This is a genomic window from Amycolatopsis sp. NPDC051061 (assembly GCF_040682935.1).
Lineage (GTDB): Bacteria > Actinomycetota > Actinomycetes > Mycobacteriales > Pseudonocardiaceae > Amycolatopsis.
Map to the genome: position 1 here is coordinate 145,138 of NZ_JBFBBZ010000016.1, position 18,384 is coordinate 163,521.

14 protein-coding genes and 1 riboswitch are annotated in these 18,384 nt (G+C 71.5%); of the genes, 3 read left to right on the forward strand and 11 right to left on the reverse strand.

Annotation, left to right across the window (positions count from 1 at the left end; all coding sequences use genetic code 11):
• Positions 1 to 176: 176 nt before the first annotated feature.
• Positions 177 to 1,973, forward strand: coding sequence for a hypothetical protein (locus AB0N03_RS23055; RefSeq protein WP_364375177.1), 1,797 nt, complete (start codon positions 177 to 179; stop codon positions 1,971 to 1,973).
• Here the strand turns inward: AB0N03_RS23055 and AB0N03_RS23060 are convergent.
• Together AB0N03_RS23060 and AB0N03_RS23065 are read right to left on the reverse strand one after the other, a co-directional pair.
• Positions 1,970 to 3,094, reverse strand: a complete 1,125-nt coding sequence (locus tag AB0N03_RS23060; protein ID WP_364375180.1) for an NAD(P)/FAD-dependent oxidoreductase — start codon at positions 3,092 to 3,094, stop codon at positions 1,970 to 1,972. The genes AB0N03_RS23055 and AB0N03_RS23060 overlap by 4 nt on opposite strands.
• 95 nt (positions 3,095 to 3,189) lie before the next feature.
• A complete protein-coding gene (locus AB0N03_RS23065; RefSeq protein ID WP_364375183.1) occupies positions 3,190 to 4,512 on the reverse strand; it encodes a PLP-dependent aminotransferase family protein in 1,323 nt (440 codons plus the stop codon).
• Positions 4,513 to 4,580: 68 nt separating this feature from the next.
• On the opposite strand from AB0N03_RS23065, the gene AB0N03_RS23070 reads away from it, so the two are divergent.
• Entirely contained in the window at positions 4,581 to 5,237 is a 657-nt protein-coding gene (locus AB0N03_RS23070; RefSeq protein WP_364375186.1) for an O-methyltransferase, read from the forward strand.
• Between the two features lies 1 nt (position 5,238).
• Here AB0N03_RS23070 and AB0N03_RS23075 read toward each other — a convergent pair whose 3' ends face one another.
• The gene (locus AB0N03_RS23075) at positions 5,239 to 7,077 is read right to left on the reverse strand and encodes a transglycosylase domain-containing protein (protein ID WP_364375351.1); all 1,839 of its coding nucleotides are present in this window, start codon (positions 7,075 to 7,077) and stop codon (positions 5,239 to 5,241) included.
• A 427-nt stretch (positions 7,078 to 7,504) separates the two neighbouring features.
• Complete coding sequence (locus AB0N03_RS23080; RefSeq protein WP_364375189.1) at positions 7,505 to 8,230, reverse strand: FCD domain-containing protein; 726 nt, start codon at positions 8,228 to 8,230, stop codon at positions 7,505 to 7,507.
• A gap of 189 nt (positions 8,231 to 8,419) precedes the next feature.
• On the opposite strand from AB0N03_RS23080, the gene AB0N03_RS23085 reads away from it, so the two are divergent.
• Positions 8,420 to 8,602: a hypothetical protein gene (locus AB0N03_RS23085; protein ID WP_364375192.1), complete on the forward strand. Its 183-nt coding sequence runs from the start codon at positions 8,420 to 8,422 to the stop codon at positions 8,600 to 8,602.
• A 38-nt stretch (positions 8,603 to 8,640) separates the two neighbouring features.
• On the opposite strand, the gene AB0N03_RS23090 is transcribed toward AB0N03_RS23085, so the two are convergent.
• The 7 genes from AB0N03_RS23090 to AB0N03_RS23120 form a co-directional block, all read right to left on the reverse strand.
• Complete coding sequence (locus tag AB0N03_RS23090) at positions 8,641 to 10,008, reverse strand: L-serine ammonia-lyase (RefSeq protein WP_364375195.1); 1,368 nt, start codon at positions 10,006 to 10,008, stop codon at positions 8,641 to 8,643.
• Between the two features lie 14 nt (positions 10,009 to 10,022).
• Positions 10,023 to 11,024, reverse strand: a complete 1,002-nt coding sequence (gene lipA, locus AB0N03_RS23095; RefSeq protein ID WP_364375198.1) for a lipoyl synthase — start codon at positions 11,022 to 11,024, stop codon at positions 10,023 to 10,025.
• Positions 11,021 to 12,295, reverse strand: a complete 1,275-nt coding sequence (glyA, locus tag AB0N03_RS23100) for a serine hydroxymethyltransferase (RefSeq protein WP_364375200.1) — start codon at positions 12,293 to 12,295, stop codon at positions 11,021 to 11,023. Before glyA ends, lipA begins: the two co-directional genes overlap by 4 nt.
• On the reverse strand, positions 12,295 to 12,672 hold the full coding sequence (gene gcvH, locus AB0N03_RS23105) for a glycine cleavage system protein GcvH (protein ID WP_364375203.1): 378 nt from the start codon (positions 12,670 to 12,672) through the stop codon (positions 12,295 to 12,297). The genes glyA and gcvH overlap by 1 nt, the downstream gene beginning before the upstream one ends.
• 14 nt (positions 12,673 to 12,686) lie before the next feature.
• Positions 12,687 to 13,787 carry a glycine cleavage system aminomethyltransferase GcvT gene (gene gcvT / locus AB0N03_RS23110; protein ID WP_364375206.1) on the reverse strand — a complete coding sequence of 367 codons (1,101 nt, stop codon included), beginning with the start codon at positions 13,785 to 13,787 and terminating at the stop codon, positions 12,687 to 12,689.
• Positions 13,788 to 13,806: 19 nt separating this feature from the next.
• Positions 13,807 to 16,695 carry an aminomethyl-transferring glycine dehydrogenase gene (gene gcvP / locus AB0N03_RS23115; RefSeq protein WP_364375209.1) on the reverse strand — a complete coding sequence of 963 codons (2,889 nt, stop codon included), beginning with the start codon at positions 16,693 to 16,695 and terminating at the stop codon, positions 13,807 to 13,809.
• Positions 16,679 to 16,777, reverse strand: a riboswitch (glycine riboswitch). (Overlaps the previous gene by 17 nt.)
• A 251-nt stretch (positions 16,778 to 17,028) precedes the next feature.
• Positions 17,029 to 18,327 carry a helix-turn-helix transcriptional regulator gene (locus AB0N03_RS23120; protein ID WP_364375212.1) on the reverse strand — a complete coding sequence of 433 codons (1,299 nt, stop codon included), beginning with the start codon at positions 18,325 to 18,327 and terminating at the stop codon, positions 17,029 to 17,031.
• Positions 18,328 to 18,384: the final 57 nt, after the last annotated feature.

Here is an 18,384-nt window from a genome sequence, read left to right on the forward strand (position 1 = left end):
TTGGGTGCGCTCAACGCACCGAAGGCCACCTTGGGTGCGTCCAACGCACCGAAGGCCACCTTGGGGCGCTCCTGCGTGCGGACCGGCCGGGCCCGGTGGTGCGGTCCGAGCCGGTGACCGGCCCGGCCGCTACCATCGCTTCCCGGGCGTGATCGGGGAGCGGAAGGCGGGCAGGCGTGGACGTGGCGAGTCCTGCGCGCGCCGCCGCGTCGCCGGAGCCCGAGCCTGACTCCTCGGATGCGGAACCCGCCCGGCCGCTGCTGCGCTGGGGCATCCACGTCGGCTGGGTCGTGCTGCTCGCCCTGGCCACCGAACTGCGTGTCGGGCGCTTCGGGTTCCACCCCTCCGACCAGGGTTTCATCCTCGCCCAAGCCTGGCGCGTCCTCCACGGCGAAGTCCCGCACGCCGACATCATCTCCGCCCGCCCGCTCGGGTCCGCGGTGCTGCACGTCGCCGACTACGCCCTCCCGATGCCGCTGTTCTTCGGGTCGAGCTTCCTCTCGATGATCGAGATCATCGTCGCCACCATCGCCTTCGCCACGCTCGTCACCCGCCGCCGGGTGCTCGCGTGGGGCCCGGGCATGACCGCGATGGTCGCGGCGGCGTCGCTGATCAACCTCAACGCCTTCCCGCTGATGGCCTGGCACACCGTCGACGGCATCGCGCTCACCGCGTGCGGCGCGTGGGCGCTCGATGCCGGCCTGCGCGGAGATCGCGCGCTCGCCCGGCGCGGCGGGCTGGTGCTGCTCGGCTGCGCCGTGTTCGTCAAGCAGAGCTTCGCGCTCGCCGCGGTGATCGGCGTCCTGTGGCTGCTGCTGCACCCGGCCACCCGCTCGGGGACGCGACGCGTGCTCCGGCTGCTCCTCGACCTCCTCGCGCTCGGCGCGCCCGGGCTGGCGTACGTCGCGTGGGTGAGCCTCGGCGGCGGCTTCGCCGAGATGGTCGAGCAGCTGACCGGCGGCGTGCCCGCGTACGGCGAACGGCTGCTCGGGCTCTGGCTCGAGGACCCCGAAGTCCTGACGCAGGCGCCGTTCCGCGAGCTGAGCTTCTTCGCCGCGATCGCCGTCGTGCTGCTGGCCGTCCGGCTGCCCGGCGACCGGCTCGGCGCGGCCGGACGGGCCGCGTCCTGGGTGCTCGTGCTCGCCGGTGCGGCGGCGGTCGTCTGGACGGTCGTCGACGGCCGGTTCACCGGCTCCTCGCGCTGGGCGGACGTGCTGTGGTGGATCGTCGCGGTCAGCGTGCCGGTCAACGCGGCCGTGCGGCGGCGGGTGCCGTGGGCCGGGCTGCTCGTGCTCGCCACCGGGTTCATGACCAGCCTGTCGTGGGGCAACGACACGCCGACGTTGCTCACCGGCACCCTCGCGCTGACGGCGTTGCTGCTGCTGAGCCACGTCGTCCCGCCGCGGCCGCGGCTGGCGCGGCGCTGGGTGACCGCGACGGCCGGCCTGACCGCGGTCGCCGTGTGCGGCTGGGTCGTCGTCGCGCGCCACGACCAGGCGGCCTACCTCGACCTCGGGCACGACCGGCTGACCGCGGACCTCGGGGACGTCAGCCCGGCGATGGCCGGCATCCGCACCAACCCCTCGACGTTCACCTACGTCCGGCAGATCCGCGAGTGCCTCGACCGCTTCCCGGCCGGGAAGACGGCGGTCCTGCCGGACAACGCGTTCGCCTACCCCGCGTTCCGCCTGCACAACCCGTTCCCGCTGGAGTGGCCGCTGCCGCTGGAGATCGTCGGCGACGCACCCCAGCGGATGCTCGCCGAAGCCGACGACCTGAACCGCGAGGGCGGCTACCTGGTGCTGTTCCAGACGGTGCCGACGCGGCTGCTGGCGACCGGCGGCCCGGTGCCGGCGGCGGTCCCGGCCGACACGCCGGTGTTCACCTACCTGGGCCTGGAAAAGGCGCTCCAGGACCGGCTCGCGGGCCGCGTGGTCACCTGCGGCAGCTTCGTCGGGAAGTACGCGCCTTAGCCCTGCTCGCCCCGGACCAGCTCGAGCAGGCTCTCCGGGACGTCGTCGCCGAACAGGCTCTCGAGGAGGACGGCGTCGTCGACGGGGGTCGCGCTGCGGACGAACATGGCCTCCTCGTAGGCGGCGATGGCGGCCTCGACGTCGCCGGGGTGCGCGGCGAGCGCCTGACCGAGCTCCGCGCCGTCGAGCATGGCCAGGTTCGCGCCTTCGCCGTTCGGGGCGGTGAGGTGCGCGGCGTCGCCGACGAGGGTCACGCCCGGCACGCGCGCCCACCGGATCCCGACCGGCAGCGTGTAGTGCGGGCGCAGGACCGGGCCGGTGTCGGCGTCGGTGATCAGCGCCGTGAGCTCCGGGGCCCAGCCGTCGAACTCCGCCGCGATCCGCGCGGCGGCCGCGGCCGGGTCGGTGAAGTCGATGGCGGCGAACCACTCCAGCGGCCGGGCGAGCGCCACGTAGGTGTGCACCGTGTCGCCGCTTTCCCGGTGGGCGTTGATCCCGTCGTCCGGCGAGCCGCCGTGCGCGACCATCGACCCGCCGCCGACCGCCGCCGCGGTGGCGGGGTGCTTCGCGACGGCGTCGAACAGGTAGGTCTCGACGAACGCCGTGCCCTCGTACTCCGGGGTGGCGCCGGTGAGCAGCGGCCGGACCTTCGACCAGGCGCCGTCGGCCCCGACCAGCAGGCTCGTGACGACCGTGCCGCCATCGGCGAAGGTCACTTCGTGGCAACCGTCATCGAGCGTGCGGACGCCCTCGACCTTGTGGTCCCACCGGACGGTGCCCTCCGGGAGGGAGTCGAGCAGCAGCTGCCGCAGCTCGCCGCGCTGCACCTCGGGACGGCCGCCGGTCCCGTCGTCGACCTTCTCGAACAGCAGGTTCCCGTCCCGGTCGAGGATCCGCATCGCCTGGCGGCCGTCCAGGACGAGACCGCGGAACTCGTCCGCCAGGCCGGCGGCTTCGACGGCGAGCTGCCCGTTGTAGTCGTGGATGTCGAGCATCCCGCCCTGCATGCGCGCCATCGGGGAGGACTCGGCCTCGTACACCGTGACGGGGATGCCGTGGACGTGCAGGACCCGGGCCAGGGTGAGGCCGCCGAGCCCGGCGCCGATGATCGTGACGTTCATGGATGCTCCTTCGGTTCGTTTCGCGACAACCGAAGAGTGACGCGGGCTTCTGGCGCGGGCCGCACACCGCGCTGGCACGCCGCTGGCACCCGCTGTCAGTCGGCCAGCAGGTCGTCCGGGCTGCCGTTCGCCAGCGCCGCCAGGACATCGAGGGCCGCGGCCAGCGTCGCCACCGGTGGGGCCGACACCGCGATGCGCACGGCGTTCGGCGCGTGCCCCGGCAGCACCGCGAACGCCGCCGCCGGGGACAGGGCGATCCCGCGCCGGGCCGCCGCCGCGACGAATGTCTCCGCCCGCCACTGCTCCGGCAGCTCCCACCAGCGGTGGTACGACGCGGCGTCGCCCCGCAATCCCGGCAGTTTCTCCTCCACCACCGATGCCCGTGCGGCGGCGTCACGGCGTTTCGCGGCCTCGACGTCGGCGAGGGTGCCGGTGACGATCCACTGCGTCGCCGCTTCGACGGCGAAGCGCGACGCGGCCCAGGCGCCCGACCGGACCGACGACGCCAGCCGCGCGGTCCAGGCCGGCGGTGCCACCAGGAATCCCGCCGTCAGGCCGGGTGCGACGCGCTTGGACAGGCTGTCGACGAAGACCGTCCGCTCCGGCGCGTACGCGGCGAAGGGCCGGACGTCGTCGCGCAGGAACGTGTAGATCCCGTCCTCGATGACGGGCAGGTCAAGCCGGGCGACGACGGCGGCCAGCTCTTCGCGGCGCCGCGCGGGCATGGTCGTGCCGAGTGGGTTGTGCAGGGTCGGCTGGACGTACAGCGCGCGCACCGGCCCGGCCGCGGCCAGGGCTTCCGGGACCAGGCCGTGCTCGTCGGTCTCGATCGGCACGAGTTCCACGCCGAGCCTGGCCGCGACGGCCTTCACGACGGGATAGGTGAGCGACTCGACCGCGAGCCGCTCCCCCACCGGCACGAACGCGGCGATGGCGGCCGCGATGGCCTGGCGGCCGTTGCCGGTGAACAGGATCGTCGCGGGGTCCGGGCGCCAGTCGCCGCGGGTGAGGAGGGTGGCCGCGGCTTCCCGGGCGGCCGGCGTGCCCGCGGCCCCGATCGGGTGCAGGGCCGCGGTCAGGACGTCTTCGCGCAGCAACGGTTCGAGCGCTTTCGCGAGCCGTGCGCTCTGGTCGGGCAGGACGGCGAAGTTGAGTTCGAGGTCGACGCGGGCGTCCCCGGGTTCGGCGAGCGCGGGTTCGGGCGGCGGCTTCGCGGCCCGCACGAACGTGCCGCGCCCGACCTCGCCGACGGCCAGGCCCCGGCGGACGAGCTCGCCGTAGACGCGGGCGGCGGTGGAGTTCGCGAGACCGCGTTGCCGCGCGAACCGGCGTTGGGGCGGAAGGCGATCGCCGGGACGGAGGCGGCCGGCCTCGATGTCGGCGGCGAGGGCGTCCGCGACGACGCGGTAGTCGTCCATGTCCACCTTCCCGCCTTCGATCGCTCCTGAGCATGATCCCAGCCCGCTAGATTGGCGGTGGAGGTGCCATGACCGACCAGACCTGGGCCGAAGTCGACGACTACCTCGCGGCGGCGCTGCTCTCCCCCGATCCGGTGCTCGACGACGCGCTCGCCGACTCGGCCGCCGCCGGGTTGCCGCGCATCGCCGTCGCGCCCAACCAGGGCAAGCTGCTGAACCTGCTGGCCCGCCAGGCCGGCGCCCGCTCGATCCTGGAGATCGGCACGCTCGGCGGGTACAGCACGATCTGGCTGGCCCGCGCGCTGCCGGCCGGCGGCAAGCTGGTGACCTGCGAATACGAGCCCAAGCACGCCGAAGTCGCGAAGGCCAACCTGGCGCGAGCGGGCTTCGGCGAGGACGTCGTCGACATCAAGGTCGGCGCCGCGCTCGACACGCTGCCGACGCTCATCGGTCCGTTCGACTTCATCTTCGTCGACGCGGACAAGAACAACTCCGGGAACTACGTGCGCGCCGCGCTGGAGCTTTCGCGGCCGGGCACGACGATCGTCGTCGACAACGTCGTCCGGCAGGGCCGCGTGACCGACGCGGCGAGCACCGACCCGGACGTCGGGGGCGTGCGGGAGATGTTCGACCTCCTCGCCACCGAGCCGCGGCTGGACGCGACCGCCGTCCAGACCGTGGGCGCCAAGGGGCACGACGGGTTCGTGCTCGCCTTGGTCCGCTGACTCAGCGCGGCGGCCGCTCCACCGGCGGCGGGGCCACGGCGATCTTCCGGGCCGGCCTGCCCTGGTGCGCCGCCGCCATGAACCCGCGCCAGATGTCGGCCGGGACGACGTCGCCGGTGAGCTTCGCGCCGTACGCGTCGACCAGCCGGCGGTCGTCGTCGGAGCCGATCCAAACCGCGGTCGCCAGCTGCGGGGTGTAGCCGACGGCCCAGGCGTCCTGGTTGTCCGGGCTGCTGCCGTGCTCGGCCTCGCCGGTGCGCAGCGCGGTTCCGCTGCCGTCGACCAGGGTGCCGGTGACGTCCCGGGCGACGCGGTGGCTTTCGTCTTCGTCGTCGTCGAACGCGGGACGCGTCGTGTCGGTGTGCTCCCAGATGACCGCGCCGCTCTCGTCGCGCACCTTGGCCACCAGGTGCGGGGTCGTGCGGAGGCCGTCGTTCGCGAAGGTCGCGTAGGCGCCGGCCAGGTCGAGCGGCCGCAGCGGGTACCGGCCGATCGCGATGCCCGGCCCGATGAGGAAGCCGTCCTTCTCCCGCATCGTCGGCGTGCCGTCGACGGTCTCGGGGATGCCGAGCTGCCGCGCGGCGTCGCTCAGCGCGTCCGGGCCGAGCTTCTTCGCCAGGGCGACGAACGGGCCGTCGGCGTGCGCCTGCATCGCCGTGCGCGGGGTGCACTTCGGGCCGCAGACGTCCGGGTACTTGAACTTCTCGCCGAGGAACTCCTGCTCCTCGGGCGCGGGGACCGGCACGTCCGGGCCGTAGCCGCGGCGCAGCGCGGCGGCGAGCGTGAACGGGTAGAACGCCGAGCCCGCCGCGTGCGGGGTGCTCGCGTAGTCGCGGACGCCCTGATCGCCGCCCTGGTAGACGCGGACGGCACCGGTCTTCGGGTCGACGGCGACCACCGCGCCGCGGAACTCCTTCGGCTCGGACTTCAGCCTGTCCTGCAACGCCTTCTTCGCGGCGTCCTGCATGCCGTGGTCCAGCGTGGTCTCGACGGTCATGTTGCCCTGCTGGAGCCGGCCGAGCGGGAAGCCGTCCTGTTCGAGCTCGGCGAGGACCTGCTGCTTGATGTGGAACTCGTCGTAGGTGACGCGGCCCGCGCGGGTCTCCGAGGGCGCTTGGATTTCGGTGCCGGGGTAAGCCATCGGTTCGCTCGGCTTCACGTAGCCGCGGGCCACGAGCTTGTCGTGCACGTACTGCCAGCGCCGCGCGGCGTGGGCGTCGCCGGACGCGGCCGGGTCGTGCACCGACGGCGACTGGATCATCCCGGCCAGGAAGGCCGCTTCGCTCCACGTCATCGAGTCGTCGAGCTTCTTGCCGAAGTAGGCGTTCATCGCGGCGGCCGGCCCGAAGGTGCCACGGCCGAAGGAGATGATGTTGACGTAGCTCTCGAAGATCTGTTCCTTGCTCTGTTCCTGGGTGATTTTCGTGGACAGGACGAGTTCGGCGAACTTGCGCCCGATCGTGGCGTCGTCGTCGCCGGTGGACTTCTTGATGTACTGCTGCGTGATGCCGGACCCGCCGCCGACGCCGGTCAGGAATGCGCGGCCAATGCCGGTCGGATCGAAGCCCTGGTTGTCCCAGAAGGTCGGGTCTTCGGTGGCGATGATGGCGTCGCGCAGCTTCGCGGGCACCTGCGAGTAGGGCACGAACGTCCGGTCGCCGTCGGCCGGGATGACCTTGAGCAGCGTCGAGCCGTCCGAGTACTTCAGGACGACGGTCTTGTCGAGCCCGGCGAGGACCTCTTGGGGGCTGCGGACGTCGAGCACGAGGTAGGCGACCCAGAAGGCGATCAGCGGGACACCGACCAGCAGCCCGAAGCTCCAGTACCCGATCCGCCGGATCCGCCGCCACCGCCGGCGGCGCGGGGTGTCCGGCTTTTCCGGCTTTTCCGGTTTTTCCTCGGGGTTTTCGTCGGGGTCTTCCTGGGTCGCCAATGTCACGAATGGATGACGGCCGAACGGGTGAGAAGGTTCTGTGGAGAACTAACGAGGTTGTTCGAATCCTGTCAAGACGGGGCCAGGCCGGTTTGCGGACGGTCGGGCTTCCGCGGGGGGTCGTTGGCCGGCCGCGGCTCCGGGGCGGGGCGTCATGAAAGGGTCGTTCATGACGTCACCAACCCCCCGTCAAACGTCGCGAATGACTCATTCGAGACCTCCGGCGCCCCCAATGACTCATTCGCGACACCCGACTCCGCGCGCGGCGGTGCTTTGCCGGAGCACTGGCGTCCAACGTGGTGAACGAGTCGTTCACCACGCCCGTTCGGCGGGGTCAGGCCAGGAACGCACGCAAGAGGGATGCCGTGCCTTCGATGTGCTCCGCCATGGCCTGGCGGGCCGCGGGGGCGTCGCCGGCCAGGATCGCGTCGACGATCGCCTCGTGCTGGGCGTTCGAGTGCTCGAGGTTGGGCGGGAGCAGCGGGATCCGGTCGAGCAGCTGGTTGACGCGGGTGCGAGCGTCGGCCATCGCCGTGGTCAGGGAGCCGGACGCCGTCACCTCCGCGATCGCGAGGTGCAGGCGGGAGTCCTTGCGGCGGTAGTCGTCGAGGTCCGCGCTCGCGGCTTCGGCGAGCGTGCCGGTGAGGTGCCGGCGGTCGGCGGGGCTGAGCGAGCGGGCGGCGGCCATCTCCGCGGCGCCCGTCTCGAGGACGTACCGGAGGCACAGCGCATCCTCGAACGCGACGGCGTCGACCTTGCCTTCGGGTGACCGTTCCGGCGGTCCGGGGAGGGTGTCGTTCACGAAAGTGCCGCCGTAGCGGCCCCGCCGTGACTCGACGTAACCGGCGTCGGAGAGGGCTCGGATGGCTTCGCGGAGCGTGACGCGGCTGACCCCGAGACGCTCGGCGAGTTCGCGCTCCGACGGCAGCCGTTCCCCCGCGCCGACCACGCCGAGGCGGATGGCCTGCAGCAGCCGCTCGACGGTCTCCTCGAAGGCGTTGCCCGCGCGGACCGGCCGGAACAGCGCTTCACCGGCATTCACCACCGAGGTCGGTTCCATCCCGCGAGTTTAGGCCGCGGCGCGGGGCCCATCCCCGCCGCGGCGCACCTTCGGAGTGGCCACGGACGGTCGCTGTCGGTGACAATGGTGTTCGCGGGCGGAAAAACCGGTGGAACCGGATGGCCACGGTCGGCGACGATGGAGCCACTGACACCGAACGACGCAGGGGGCGATCCGGTGCACTTTTTGATGGCCGAGGATCTGGTTCACGAGCGCGAGAACGAGCTGCGCCACGGCGTCCGCGACCGCCCACCGGGCCGCGCGACGCCGAGCCGCAGACCGGGAACGCGGCGACAGCAGCTCGGCTGGCACCTGGTCGAGGTGGGGTTGAAGCTGGCGGTGGAGCCGGAGGACGAGGCCGGCCGCACCTGACGCCGGCGCGGCACTTTCCCGTGAAAGCGCCGCCGACGTCAGCACTCGATGACGTTCACCGCCAGCCCACCGCGGGCCGTCTCCTTGTACTTCACGCTCATGTCCGCGCCCGTCTCGCGCATCGTCTTGATCGCCTTGTCCAGCGTCACCACGTGACTGCCGTCGCCGCGCATCGCCATCCGGGCCGCGTGGATCGCCTTCGATGCCCCCACCGCGTTGCGCTCGATGCACGGGATCTGGACCAGTCCGCCCACCGGGTCGCACGTCAGGCCCAGGTGGTGCTCCACGCCGATCTCCGCCGCGTTCTCCACCTGCGCCGGCGACCCGCCGAGCACCTCCGTCAGTCCCGCCGCCGCCATCGCCGAGGCCGAGCCGACCTCGCCCTGACAGCCGACCTCCGCACCCGAGATCGAGCCCGTCTGCTTGAGGATCGAGCCGATCGCGCCCGCCGTCAGCATGAACTTGACGATTCCGTCGTCCGTCGAGTGCCGGATGAACCGCTGGTAGTAGTGCAGGACCGCTGGGATGATGCCGGCCGCGCCGTTGGTCGGGGCCGTGACCACGCGCCCGCCCGCGGCGTTCTCCTCGTTCACCGCCAGCGCGTACAGGCTCACCCAGTCCATCGCGTACAGCGGGTCGTCCAAACCGTCCTCGGCGAGCAGCTTCTCGTGCAGCGCGCGAGCCCGCCGCGGCACCTTCAAACCGCCCGGCAGCACCCCTTCGTGCGTGCAGCCGTTGCGGACGCACTCCGCCATGACCGCCCAGATCGCCAGCAGCCCGTCCCTGACTTCGGAAGCGGTACGCCAAGACAGCTCGTTGGCCAGCATGATCTCGCTGATCGGCAAGCCCGTCGCGGCGCAGTGCCCGAGCAGGTCCGCGCCGGTGCGGAACGGGTACGGCACCGGCGTCGAGTCCTCGACGAACACCGCGTCCGTCTCGTACGACTCGTCGCGGACGAAACCGCCGCCGACCGAGTAGTACGTGCGCTCACGCAGCAGCGTGCCCGAAGCGTCGAACGCGCGGAACACCATGCCGTTCGGGTGCGCCGGCAAGGATTTGCGGCGGTGCATCGTGAGGTCGGCGTCCTCGTCGAACGCGATCTCGTGCGTACCGGCCAAGAGCAGCCTGCCGGACTCGCGGATCTCCGCGACGCGGACCGGCACCGTGTCGGTGTCGATCTCGTCGGGACGCTCACCCGAAAGCCCGAGCAGGACGGCTTTGTCGCTGCCGTGGCCGAACCCGGTCGCGCCGAGCGAGCCGAACAGCTCGGCCTGGACGCGGGACGTCCGCGCGAGGTCGTCGCCGAGTCCGTCCACAAAGGTCAGTGCCGCCCGCATCGGCCCGACGGTGTGGGAGCTCGACGGGCCGATGCCGATGGAAAACAGGTCGAAGACGCTGATCGCCATTGATCCGCCCCTTCCTATCGCGCCAGCAGGGAGCTGGCTTCTTGCGCGGCCGGGCCCTGGTCGGCGAGGTGCCGCAGGTTCTCCGGCAGCTCCTCCCCACGGTAGCCCTTGGTCTGCGCGTAGAGCCGTCCCGCGCGGTACGACGAGCGCACCAACGGCCCCGCCATCACACCCGCGAAGCCCATCGCCTCCGCAGCCTGAGAGTGCACGACGAACTCCTCCGGCTTCACCCACCGATCCACCGGGTGATGCCGCGACGACGGACGCAAGTACTGCGTGATCGTCAAAATCTCGCACCCCGCGTCCACCAGATCCTGCATCGCCGGAGCCACCTCCTCCGGCGTCTCACCCATACCCAGGATCAGGTTCGACTTCGTCACCAAACCCGCTTCACGAGCAGCAGTGATGACCTCCAGCGAACGCGCGTACCGGAACCCAGGACGGATCCGCTTGAAAATCCGCGGCACCGTCTCCACGTTGTGCGCCAACACCTCCGGCCGCGACCCGAACACCTCAGCCAACTGCGCAGGATCAGCGTTGAAGTCCGGGATCAGCAACTCGACACCCGTGCCGGGGTTCAAAGCGTGGATCTGGCGGACGGTCTCGGCGTAGAGCCAGGCACCGCCATCCTCAAGATCATCCCGCGCGACGCCGGTGACCGTCGAGTACCGCAGACCCATGGCCTGAACCGACTCCGCGACCTTGCGAGGCTCGGTCCGGTCGAGGGCAGCCGGTTTCCCGGTATCGATCTGACAGAAGTCACACCGACGGGTGCACTGATCCCCACCGATGAGGAACGTGGCCTCCCGGTCCTCCCAGCATTCATAGATGTTGGGACAACCCGCCTCTTCACACACGGTGTGCAGACCCTCGCGACGCACGAGACCCTTGAGCTCGGTGAACTCCGGCCCCATCCGCACCCGCGTCTTGATCCACGGCGGCTTCTTCTCGATCGGCGTCTCAGCGTTGCGCACTTCCAGACGCAGCAGCTTCCGGCCCTCGGGCAGCGCGCTCATCGGGACAGGCCCGCGTACAACGGGTGCTTCGCGGCCAGCGCCTCGACGCGGTCACGCAGCTTCGAGCGCAGAGCGTCGTCGAAGTCCGGCTTCAGAGCCTCGGCGATGACGTCGGCGACCTCGGCGAAGTCGTCCGCCTGGAAACCGCGGGTGGCGAGCGCCGGCGTGCCGATGCGCAGGCCCGAGGTGATCATCGGCGGGCGCGGGTCGAACGGGACGGCGTTGCGGTTGACCGTGATGCCGACCTCGTGCAGCCGGTCCTCGGCCTGCTGACCGTCCAGAGTGGACTGGACGAGGTCGACCAGCACCAGGTGGACGTCGGTGCCGCCGGTCAGCACGCGCACACCGGCGTCAGCGCAGTCCGACTGGGACAGCCGCGATGCCAGGATGCGCGAGCCTTCGAGGGTGCGCTCCTGACGCTCGCGAAACTCCTCGCTCGCGGCGATCTTCAGCGCGACGGCCTTGGCCGCGATGACGTGCTCGAGCGGCCCGCCCTGCTGCCCGGGGAACACCGCCGAGTTGATCTTCTTCGCCAGCTCCTGGCGGCACAGGATGAGACCGCCGCGCGGGCCGCCGAGGGTCTTGTGCGTGGTCGTGGTGACGATGTCGGCGTGCGGCACCGGCGACGGGTGCAGCCCGGTCGCGACCAGCCCGGCGAAGTGGGCCATGTCGACCATCAGGCGGGCGTCGACGAGGTCGGCGATCCGGCGGAACTCGGCGAAGTCGAGCTGACGCGGGTAGGCGGACCAGCCGGCGATGATCAGCTTCGGCTTGTGCTCGACGGCCAGGCGCTCGATCTCGGCGAGGTCGACGATGCCGGTCTCTTTGTCGACGTGGTAGGCGACGACGTTGTAGAGCTTGCCCGAGAAGTTGATCTTCATCCCGTGCGTCAAGTGGCCGCCGTGCGCCAGGTCGAGCCCGAGGATCGTGTCGCCCGGCTTGAGCACGGCGAACATCGCGGCCGCGTTGGCCTGCGCGCCCGAGTGCGGCTGGACGTTGGCGTGCTCGGCGCCGAACAGCGCCTTCGCGCGGTCGATGGCGAGCTGCTCGACGACGTCGACGTGCTCGCAGCCGCCGTAGTAGCGCCGGCCGGGGTAGCCCTCGGCGTACTTGTTGGTCAGCACCGAACCCTGCGCCTCGAGCACGCCCACCGGCGCGAAGTTCTCGGAGGCGATCATCTCCAGGGTGGACTGCTGGCGCGTCAGCTCGTCCGCGACCGCCGCGGCGACCTCGGGGTCGACGTCGGCGAGGTGAGCGTCGAAAGTCGTCATCAGTTCTCCTGGGTGAGCTGGGCGTACGCGGCGGCGTCGAGCAGCTCCGGGACGTCGCCCGTGAGCCGCACCTTGAGCAGCCAGCCTTCCGTGTACGGGTCGGAGTTGATGACCTCGGGGGTGTCCGAAGTGGCGCCGTTCACCTCGACGACCTCGCCGGACACGGGCGCGTACAGCTCGCTGACCGACTTGGTCGACTCGACCTCGCCGAACACCTCGCCCGCGGTCACGGTCGCGCCGGCGTCAGGCAGCTGGACGAACACGATGTCACCGAGCGACTCGGCGGCGAAGGCGGTGATGCCGACGGTGGCGACGCCGTCCTCGACGTTCAGCCACTCGTGTTCCTTGGTGTACTTCAGGTTCTCGGGAATGCTCACGGTTCAGGAGTCCTTTACGCGCGGGAGTAGAAGGGCAGGGCGACGACCTCGACGGGCTCGATCCTGCCCCGGATGTCGACGGACAGCTCGGTGCCGGGCTCGGCGTACGCCCGATCGACGTACGCCATGGCGATCGGGTAACCCAGCGTGGGCGACAGCGCGCCGCTGGTGACTTCGCCGATCACAGTGCTGTCCACGCCGTCGGCCAGCAGTTTGTAGCCGTGCCGCGGAGCACGACGGCCGGCTCCACGCAGGCCGACCCGCACGCGCGGGACGTCGGCCTTGGACCGCTCTTCCAGCGCCGCGCGGCCGACGAAGTCGCCCGGCTTCTCGAACTTGACCACCCGGCCGAGCCCCGCCTCGAACGGGCTCTGCTCGAGGGTGAGTTCGTTGCCGTACAACGGCATCCCGGCTTCCAGCCGCAGCGTGTCGCGACACGCCAGACCCGCGGGGACGAGCCCGTGCGACTCGCCCGCTTCCATGAGCAGACGCCAGACCGCCGGCGCCTCGTCGGCCGGAACGAACAGCTCGAAGCCGTCTTCGCCGGTGTAGCCGGTGCGGGCGAGCAGGACCTCGTGACCCTTCACGACCGCCGGGACGCTGGCGTAGTACTTGAGCGCGCCCAGGTCGGCGTCGGTGACGGCGCCCAGGATCGCGACGGCGTTCGGGCCCTGGACGGCGATCAGCGCGGTCGTCTCCGACCGGTCGTCGACCACCGCGTCGAAGCCCTCGACCCGCTCGGCCAGCGCGTCGGCGACGACCTTCGCGTTGCCCGCGTTCGCGACGACCAGGTAGTGCTCGTCGGCCAGCCGGTAGACGACCAGGTCGTCGAGCACGCCGCCGGAAGCGTCGCAGATCATCGTGTACCGCGCCCGGCCCGGCTTGACCCCGGTGAGGTTGCCGACCAGCGCGAAGTCCAGGACGTCCGCCGCCTGCTTGCCCGTGACGTGGATTTCGGCCATGTGCGAGAGGTCGAACAGCCCGGCCGCCTCGCGGACGGCCTTGTGCTCGGCCAGCTCGCTGGCGTAGCGGACCGGCATGGACCAGCCGGCGAAGTCGGTGAACAGCGCACCGAGTCCCTTGTGGACTCCGTGCAAGGAGGTCTCTTTCGACACTGTGGCATTCAAGACGGGCTCAGCCTTCGTAAGCGTTGAGGGGCGGGCAGGAGCACACGAGGTTGCGGTCACCGCGGGCGCCGTCGATGCGCCGCACCGGCGGCCAGTACTTGTTCTTGCGCGACACCCCGGCCGGGTACACGGCCAGCTCGCGGTCGTAGGGCTTGTCCCACTCCCCGACCAGCGTCTCCGCGGTGTGCGGCGCCCCGCGCAGCGGCGACTCCTCCGCGCTCCAACGGCCACTCGCCACTTCGTCGATCTCGGCGCGGATGGCGATCATCGCGGCGATGAACCGGTCGATCTCGCCCAGGTCCTCGGACTCGGTCGGCTCGACCATCAGCGTGCCCGCGACCGGGAACGACATCGTCGGCGCGTGGAAGCCGTAGTCGATGAGCCGCTTCGCGACGTCGTCGACCGTCACGCCGGTTTCCTTGGTGATCTGCCGCAGGTCGAGGATGCACTCGTGCGCGACCAGTCCGTCCTGCCCGGTGTAGAGCACCGGGTAGTGCGGGGCCAGTCGCGAGGCGACGTAGTTGGCCGCCAGCACGGCGACCTTCGTCGCGGCGGTCAGGCCGGGCGCGCCCATCATCCGGACGTAGGCCCAGGAGATCGGCAGGATCGACGCCGAGCCGTAGGGCGCGCCGCTGATCGGGCCGACGCCGGTCTCGGGGCCGGCCTGCTCCAGCAGCGGGTGGTTCGGCAGGAACGGCGCGAGGTGCGCGCGCACCGCGACCGGGCCGACGCCGGGACCGCCACCGCCGTGCGGGATGCAGAAGGTCTTGTGCAGGTTCAGGTGCGAGACGTCGCCGCCGAACTCGCCCGGCTTGGCCAGGCCGAGCAGGGCGTTGAGGTTCGCGCCGTCGACGTACACCTGGCCGCCGCCGCCGTGGACGATCTCGGCCAGCTCGTCGATGCCGTGCTCGTACACGCCGTGCGTGGACGGGTAGGTGACCATGATCGCGGCGAGCGTGTCGCGGTGTGCGTCCACCTTGGACCGTAGGTCGGCGAGGTCGACGTTGCCCTCGTCGGTGCACTTGACGACGACCACGCGCATCCCGGCGAGCACCGCGGACGCGGCGTTGGTGCCGTGAGCGGACGACGGGATCAGGCAGACGTCGCGGCCTTCGTCGCCGTTCGAGCGGTGGTACGCGCGGATCGCGAGGAGCCCGGCCAGCTCGCCCTGGCTGCCCGCGTTCGGCTGCAGCGACACCTGGTCGTAGCCGGTGACCTCGGCCAGCCACTCGGCCAGCTGCGACACCAGCGTGTGGTACCCCGCAGCGTCTTCGGCCGGCGCGAACGGGTGGATGCCGGCGAACTCGCGCCAGCTGATCGGCTCCATCTCGGTGGTGGCGTTGAGCTTCATCGTGCAGGAGCCGAGCGGGATCATGCCGCGGTCGAGCGCGTAGTCCTGGTCGGAGAGGCGCCGCAGGTAGCGCAGCATCGCCGTCTCGGAGCGGTGGGTGCCGAAGACCTCGTGGCCCATGAAGCCGCTCTCGCGGGCCAAGCCGTTCGGCAGCGCGACGCCGTCTTGGACGGCCTCTTCGACCCCGAAAGCCTTCAGCACCTTCGCGGCGATCGCCGGGGTGCTGACCTCGTCGAAGGCGACGCGCACGTGGTCGGCGTCGACGTGGCCGAGGTTGATCCCGGCCTCGCGAGCCGCCGCGTGGACGTCCGCGGCCTGGCCCGGGACGTGCGCGACGACGGTGTCGAAGAAGGACTCGTGCACGACCTCGACGCCGGTCTTGCGCAGGGCGCCGGCGAATCCCGCGGCGAGCCCGTGGACGCGCTGGGCGATCTTCTTCAGGCCGTCCGGACCGTGGTAGACGGCGTACATCGCGGCCAGCACGGCGGGCAGGACCTGCGCGGTGCAGATGTTGGACGTCGCCTTCTCGCGGCGGATGTGCTGCTCACGGGTCTGCAGCGCCAGCCGATAGGCCGGGTTGCCGTCGGCGTCGACCGAGACGCCGACCAGGCGCCCGGGCAGCGAGCGCTCGAGCCCGGCGCGGACGGACATGAACCCGGCGTGCGGGCCGCCGTAGCCGAGCGGGACGCCGAAGCGCTGCGTCGACCCGGCGGCGACGTCGGCGCCGAACTCGCCGGGCGCGGTGATCAGCGTCAGGGAGAGAAGGTCGGCAGCGACGGTGAACAGCGCGCCCGCGGCCTTCGCCGACTCGGAAATCGCGTGGTAGAAGCCGCGGCCGCGCAGCACACCGGACGCGCCCGGGTACTGGACGACAACGCCGAAGAAGTCCTCCGGCAGGCCGGTGAGCAGGTCGCGGACCTCGACCTCGATGCCCAGCGCCTCAACGCGGGTCCGCACGACGGCGATGGTCTGCGGCAGGCACTCGGCGTCGAGCACGACCTTGTTCGACTTGGACTTGGACGCGCGGCGCATCAGCGTGACGGCCTCGGCGACGGCGGTCGACTCGTCCAGCAGCGACGCGTTCGCGGTGGCCAGGCCGGTCAGGTCGGCGACCATCGTCTGGAAGTTGAGCAGGGCTTCGAGCCGGCCCTGGGAGATTTCCGGCTGGTACGGCGTGTACGCGGTGTACCAGGCCGGGTTCTCGAGGACGTTGCGGCGGATCACGCCGGGGGTGACGGTGTCGGAGTAGCCGAGGCCGATCATCTGCGTCATCGGCCGGTTGCGCGCGGCGAGGGCGCGCAGCTCCGCGGTGGCGTCCTCTTCGGACGCGGCCGGGGGAAGCCGCAGGTCACGGGTGGCGCGGATGGCGCTGGGGACGGCCGCGCCGACGAGGGCGTCCAAGCTGCCGTAACCGCACTCGGCCAGCATCTTCGCGCGTTCGGCCTCGGACGGGCCGATGTGGCGGGCGTCGAACTGCGTAGAGGTGATGGGGAGCTCCTCGGGCCTGGGCACACAGCGGTGCGCTGGGAACTCCCCCTCTGTCATGGCACCTGAGAGTTTCACCGTGTGCGACACGGCTTTCACCTTGGGTGAGGCGCGGGTGCGCCTGCTTTCCAGAGTGGCCTCGCGCGAAGCGGTAACAGGTACCTGAGAGATTCTGGGGAGTTTGCTCCTTCGGTGCCCCACCACTTTCGTGAGGGCTCTCCCGCCTCGGCTCTACGGCCCGATCTGCAGTTGTGGCGGCTACCGTACCTGCCGCGTCCGAGGTCCGTCTACTTCACACGGCCAACGCCACAGTGATCCTCGACCCGGCCCCGAGCGCGCCCCCGTACGTCATGAAAGAGTCGTTCACCGCGTCCGACGAGCTGAAAGAGTCGTTCATGACGTTCCGGCGACCCGGCGCACGACGCTCCCGGCCAGCGCCGGCGGCCGCCGGACCCGGCCCGACGGCAAAACCAGGCGTTTCAACGGACCGCCCAGCGGCACCGGCGGGTGGCCCGCCCCCAGCAGCACCTGCTCCACGATCTGCTCGGCCAACCACGCGACGGAGTCGTTGAGCCGGTCCAGCGAAGGACGGTCGCCGTCGAAGACGTCCTCGTCGTCGAGCGTCACCTCGAAGTACGCGCAGCCGGGCGGGACCCCGGCCGCGACCGCCTCCTCGATCGCGCGAGCCCCGGCCAAGGCGTCCGAGAAACCCACTTCGAGCAGCGGCTCGCGGTAAATACGCGCTGCCCGCTCGCGCATGCGGGGGCCGTAGCGGACCACGACCGGGAGCCGTCCGGTCAGGTCGGGCACGGCCAAGCCGTGCAGCAGCATGATCGGCGGCACCGAGTGCACCAGCCGCGGCGCGGGCTCGGCCAGCTCGCGGGCGGTGATCCGGACGCGGTCGGCCATCGCGTCCGGCAGGCCGAAGTAGCGGAAGTCGACGTTGCCGAACCCGAGGCCGTCGGCGACCAGCGACGCCAGCAGCTCGCCGTACCCCCAGATCGGGGACAGCACCACGACCGGCGGCGCGGCGACCACCGGCGACGCCGCGGGCGGGCGCGTCGCCTCCTGCTCGGGCACCTGGATCACCAGCCGCGGCGGCTCGTGCCAGTCGTGCACCTCGGCGACCCGCCAGTACAGCCCGAGCGGCCGCCACAGCTCGCCGAGGACGTCGTGCTCGAGGATCCGGCGCACCTCGGCGTCGTCGTGGGGGAAGTCCCGCGGCGCCACGACGCCGACGTAGTGGTGGTAGGTGACGCGGACCTCGTCGCCGCGGGTCGCGGAGCGGATCCGCATCTCCCAGTCGATCGGCGACGCGGCGATGAGGTTGGCCACCTGCGTGCCGGGCGAGGAGTAGACGAGCGCCGTGGCCTGCCGGAGGAACTGCCCGGCCTGGTCGATGCCCTCTCGCAGCGCCTTCGCGGCCTGCGCGACGTGCACCGGGCTCGCGAGGCTGTCGGGCAGCACGCCGGCGACGCGCAGCAGCTCGGCCTCCCCGAGCCCGGTGACCTCCGCGAGCTGCGCCCAGTGGTCGAAGACGGTCACCTTCGGCGCGTGCCGGTGCTCGATCCAGCTGCGCAGGGTCGACGTCGGGACGCCGATGCGTCGGGCGGCCTCGTCCAGGGAAAGCCCCCGCGCCCGGATGCCGGTCCGGACCGCTTCCGCCCACTCGTCGGCGCGCCAGTGCGTCACCTCACAAAACTAACGAAACCCGCTAGCTTTGCGCAGGGACGAATCGCCCACCCGGCA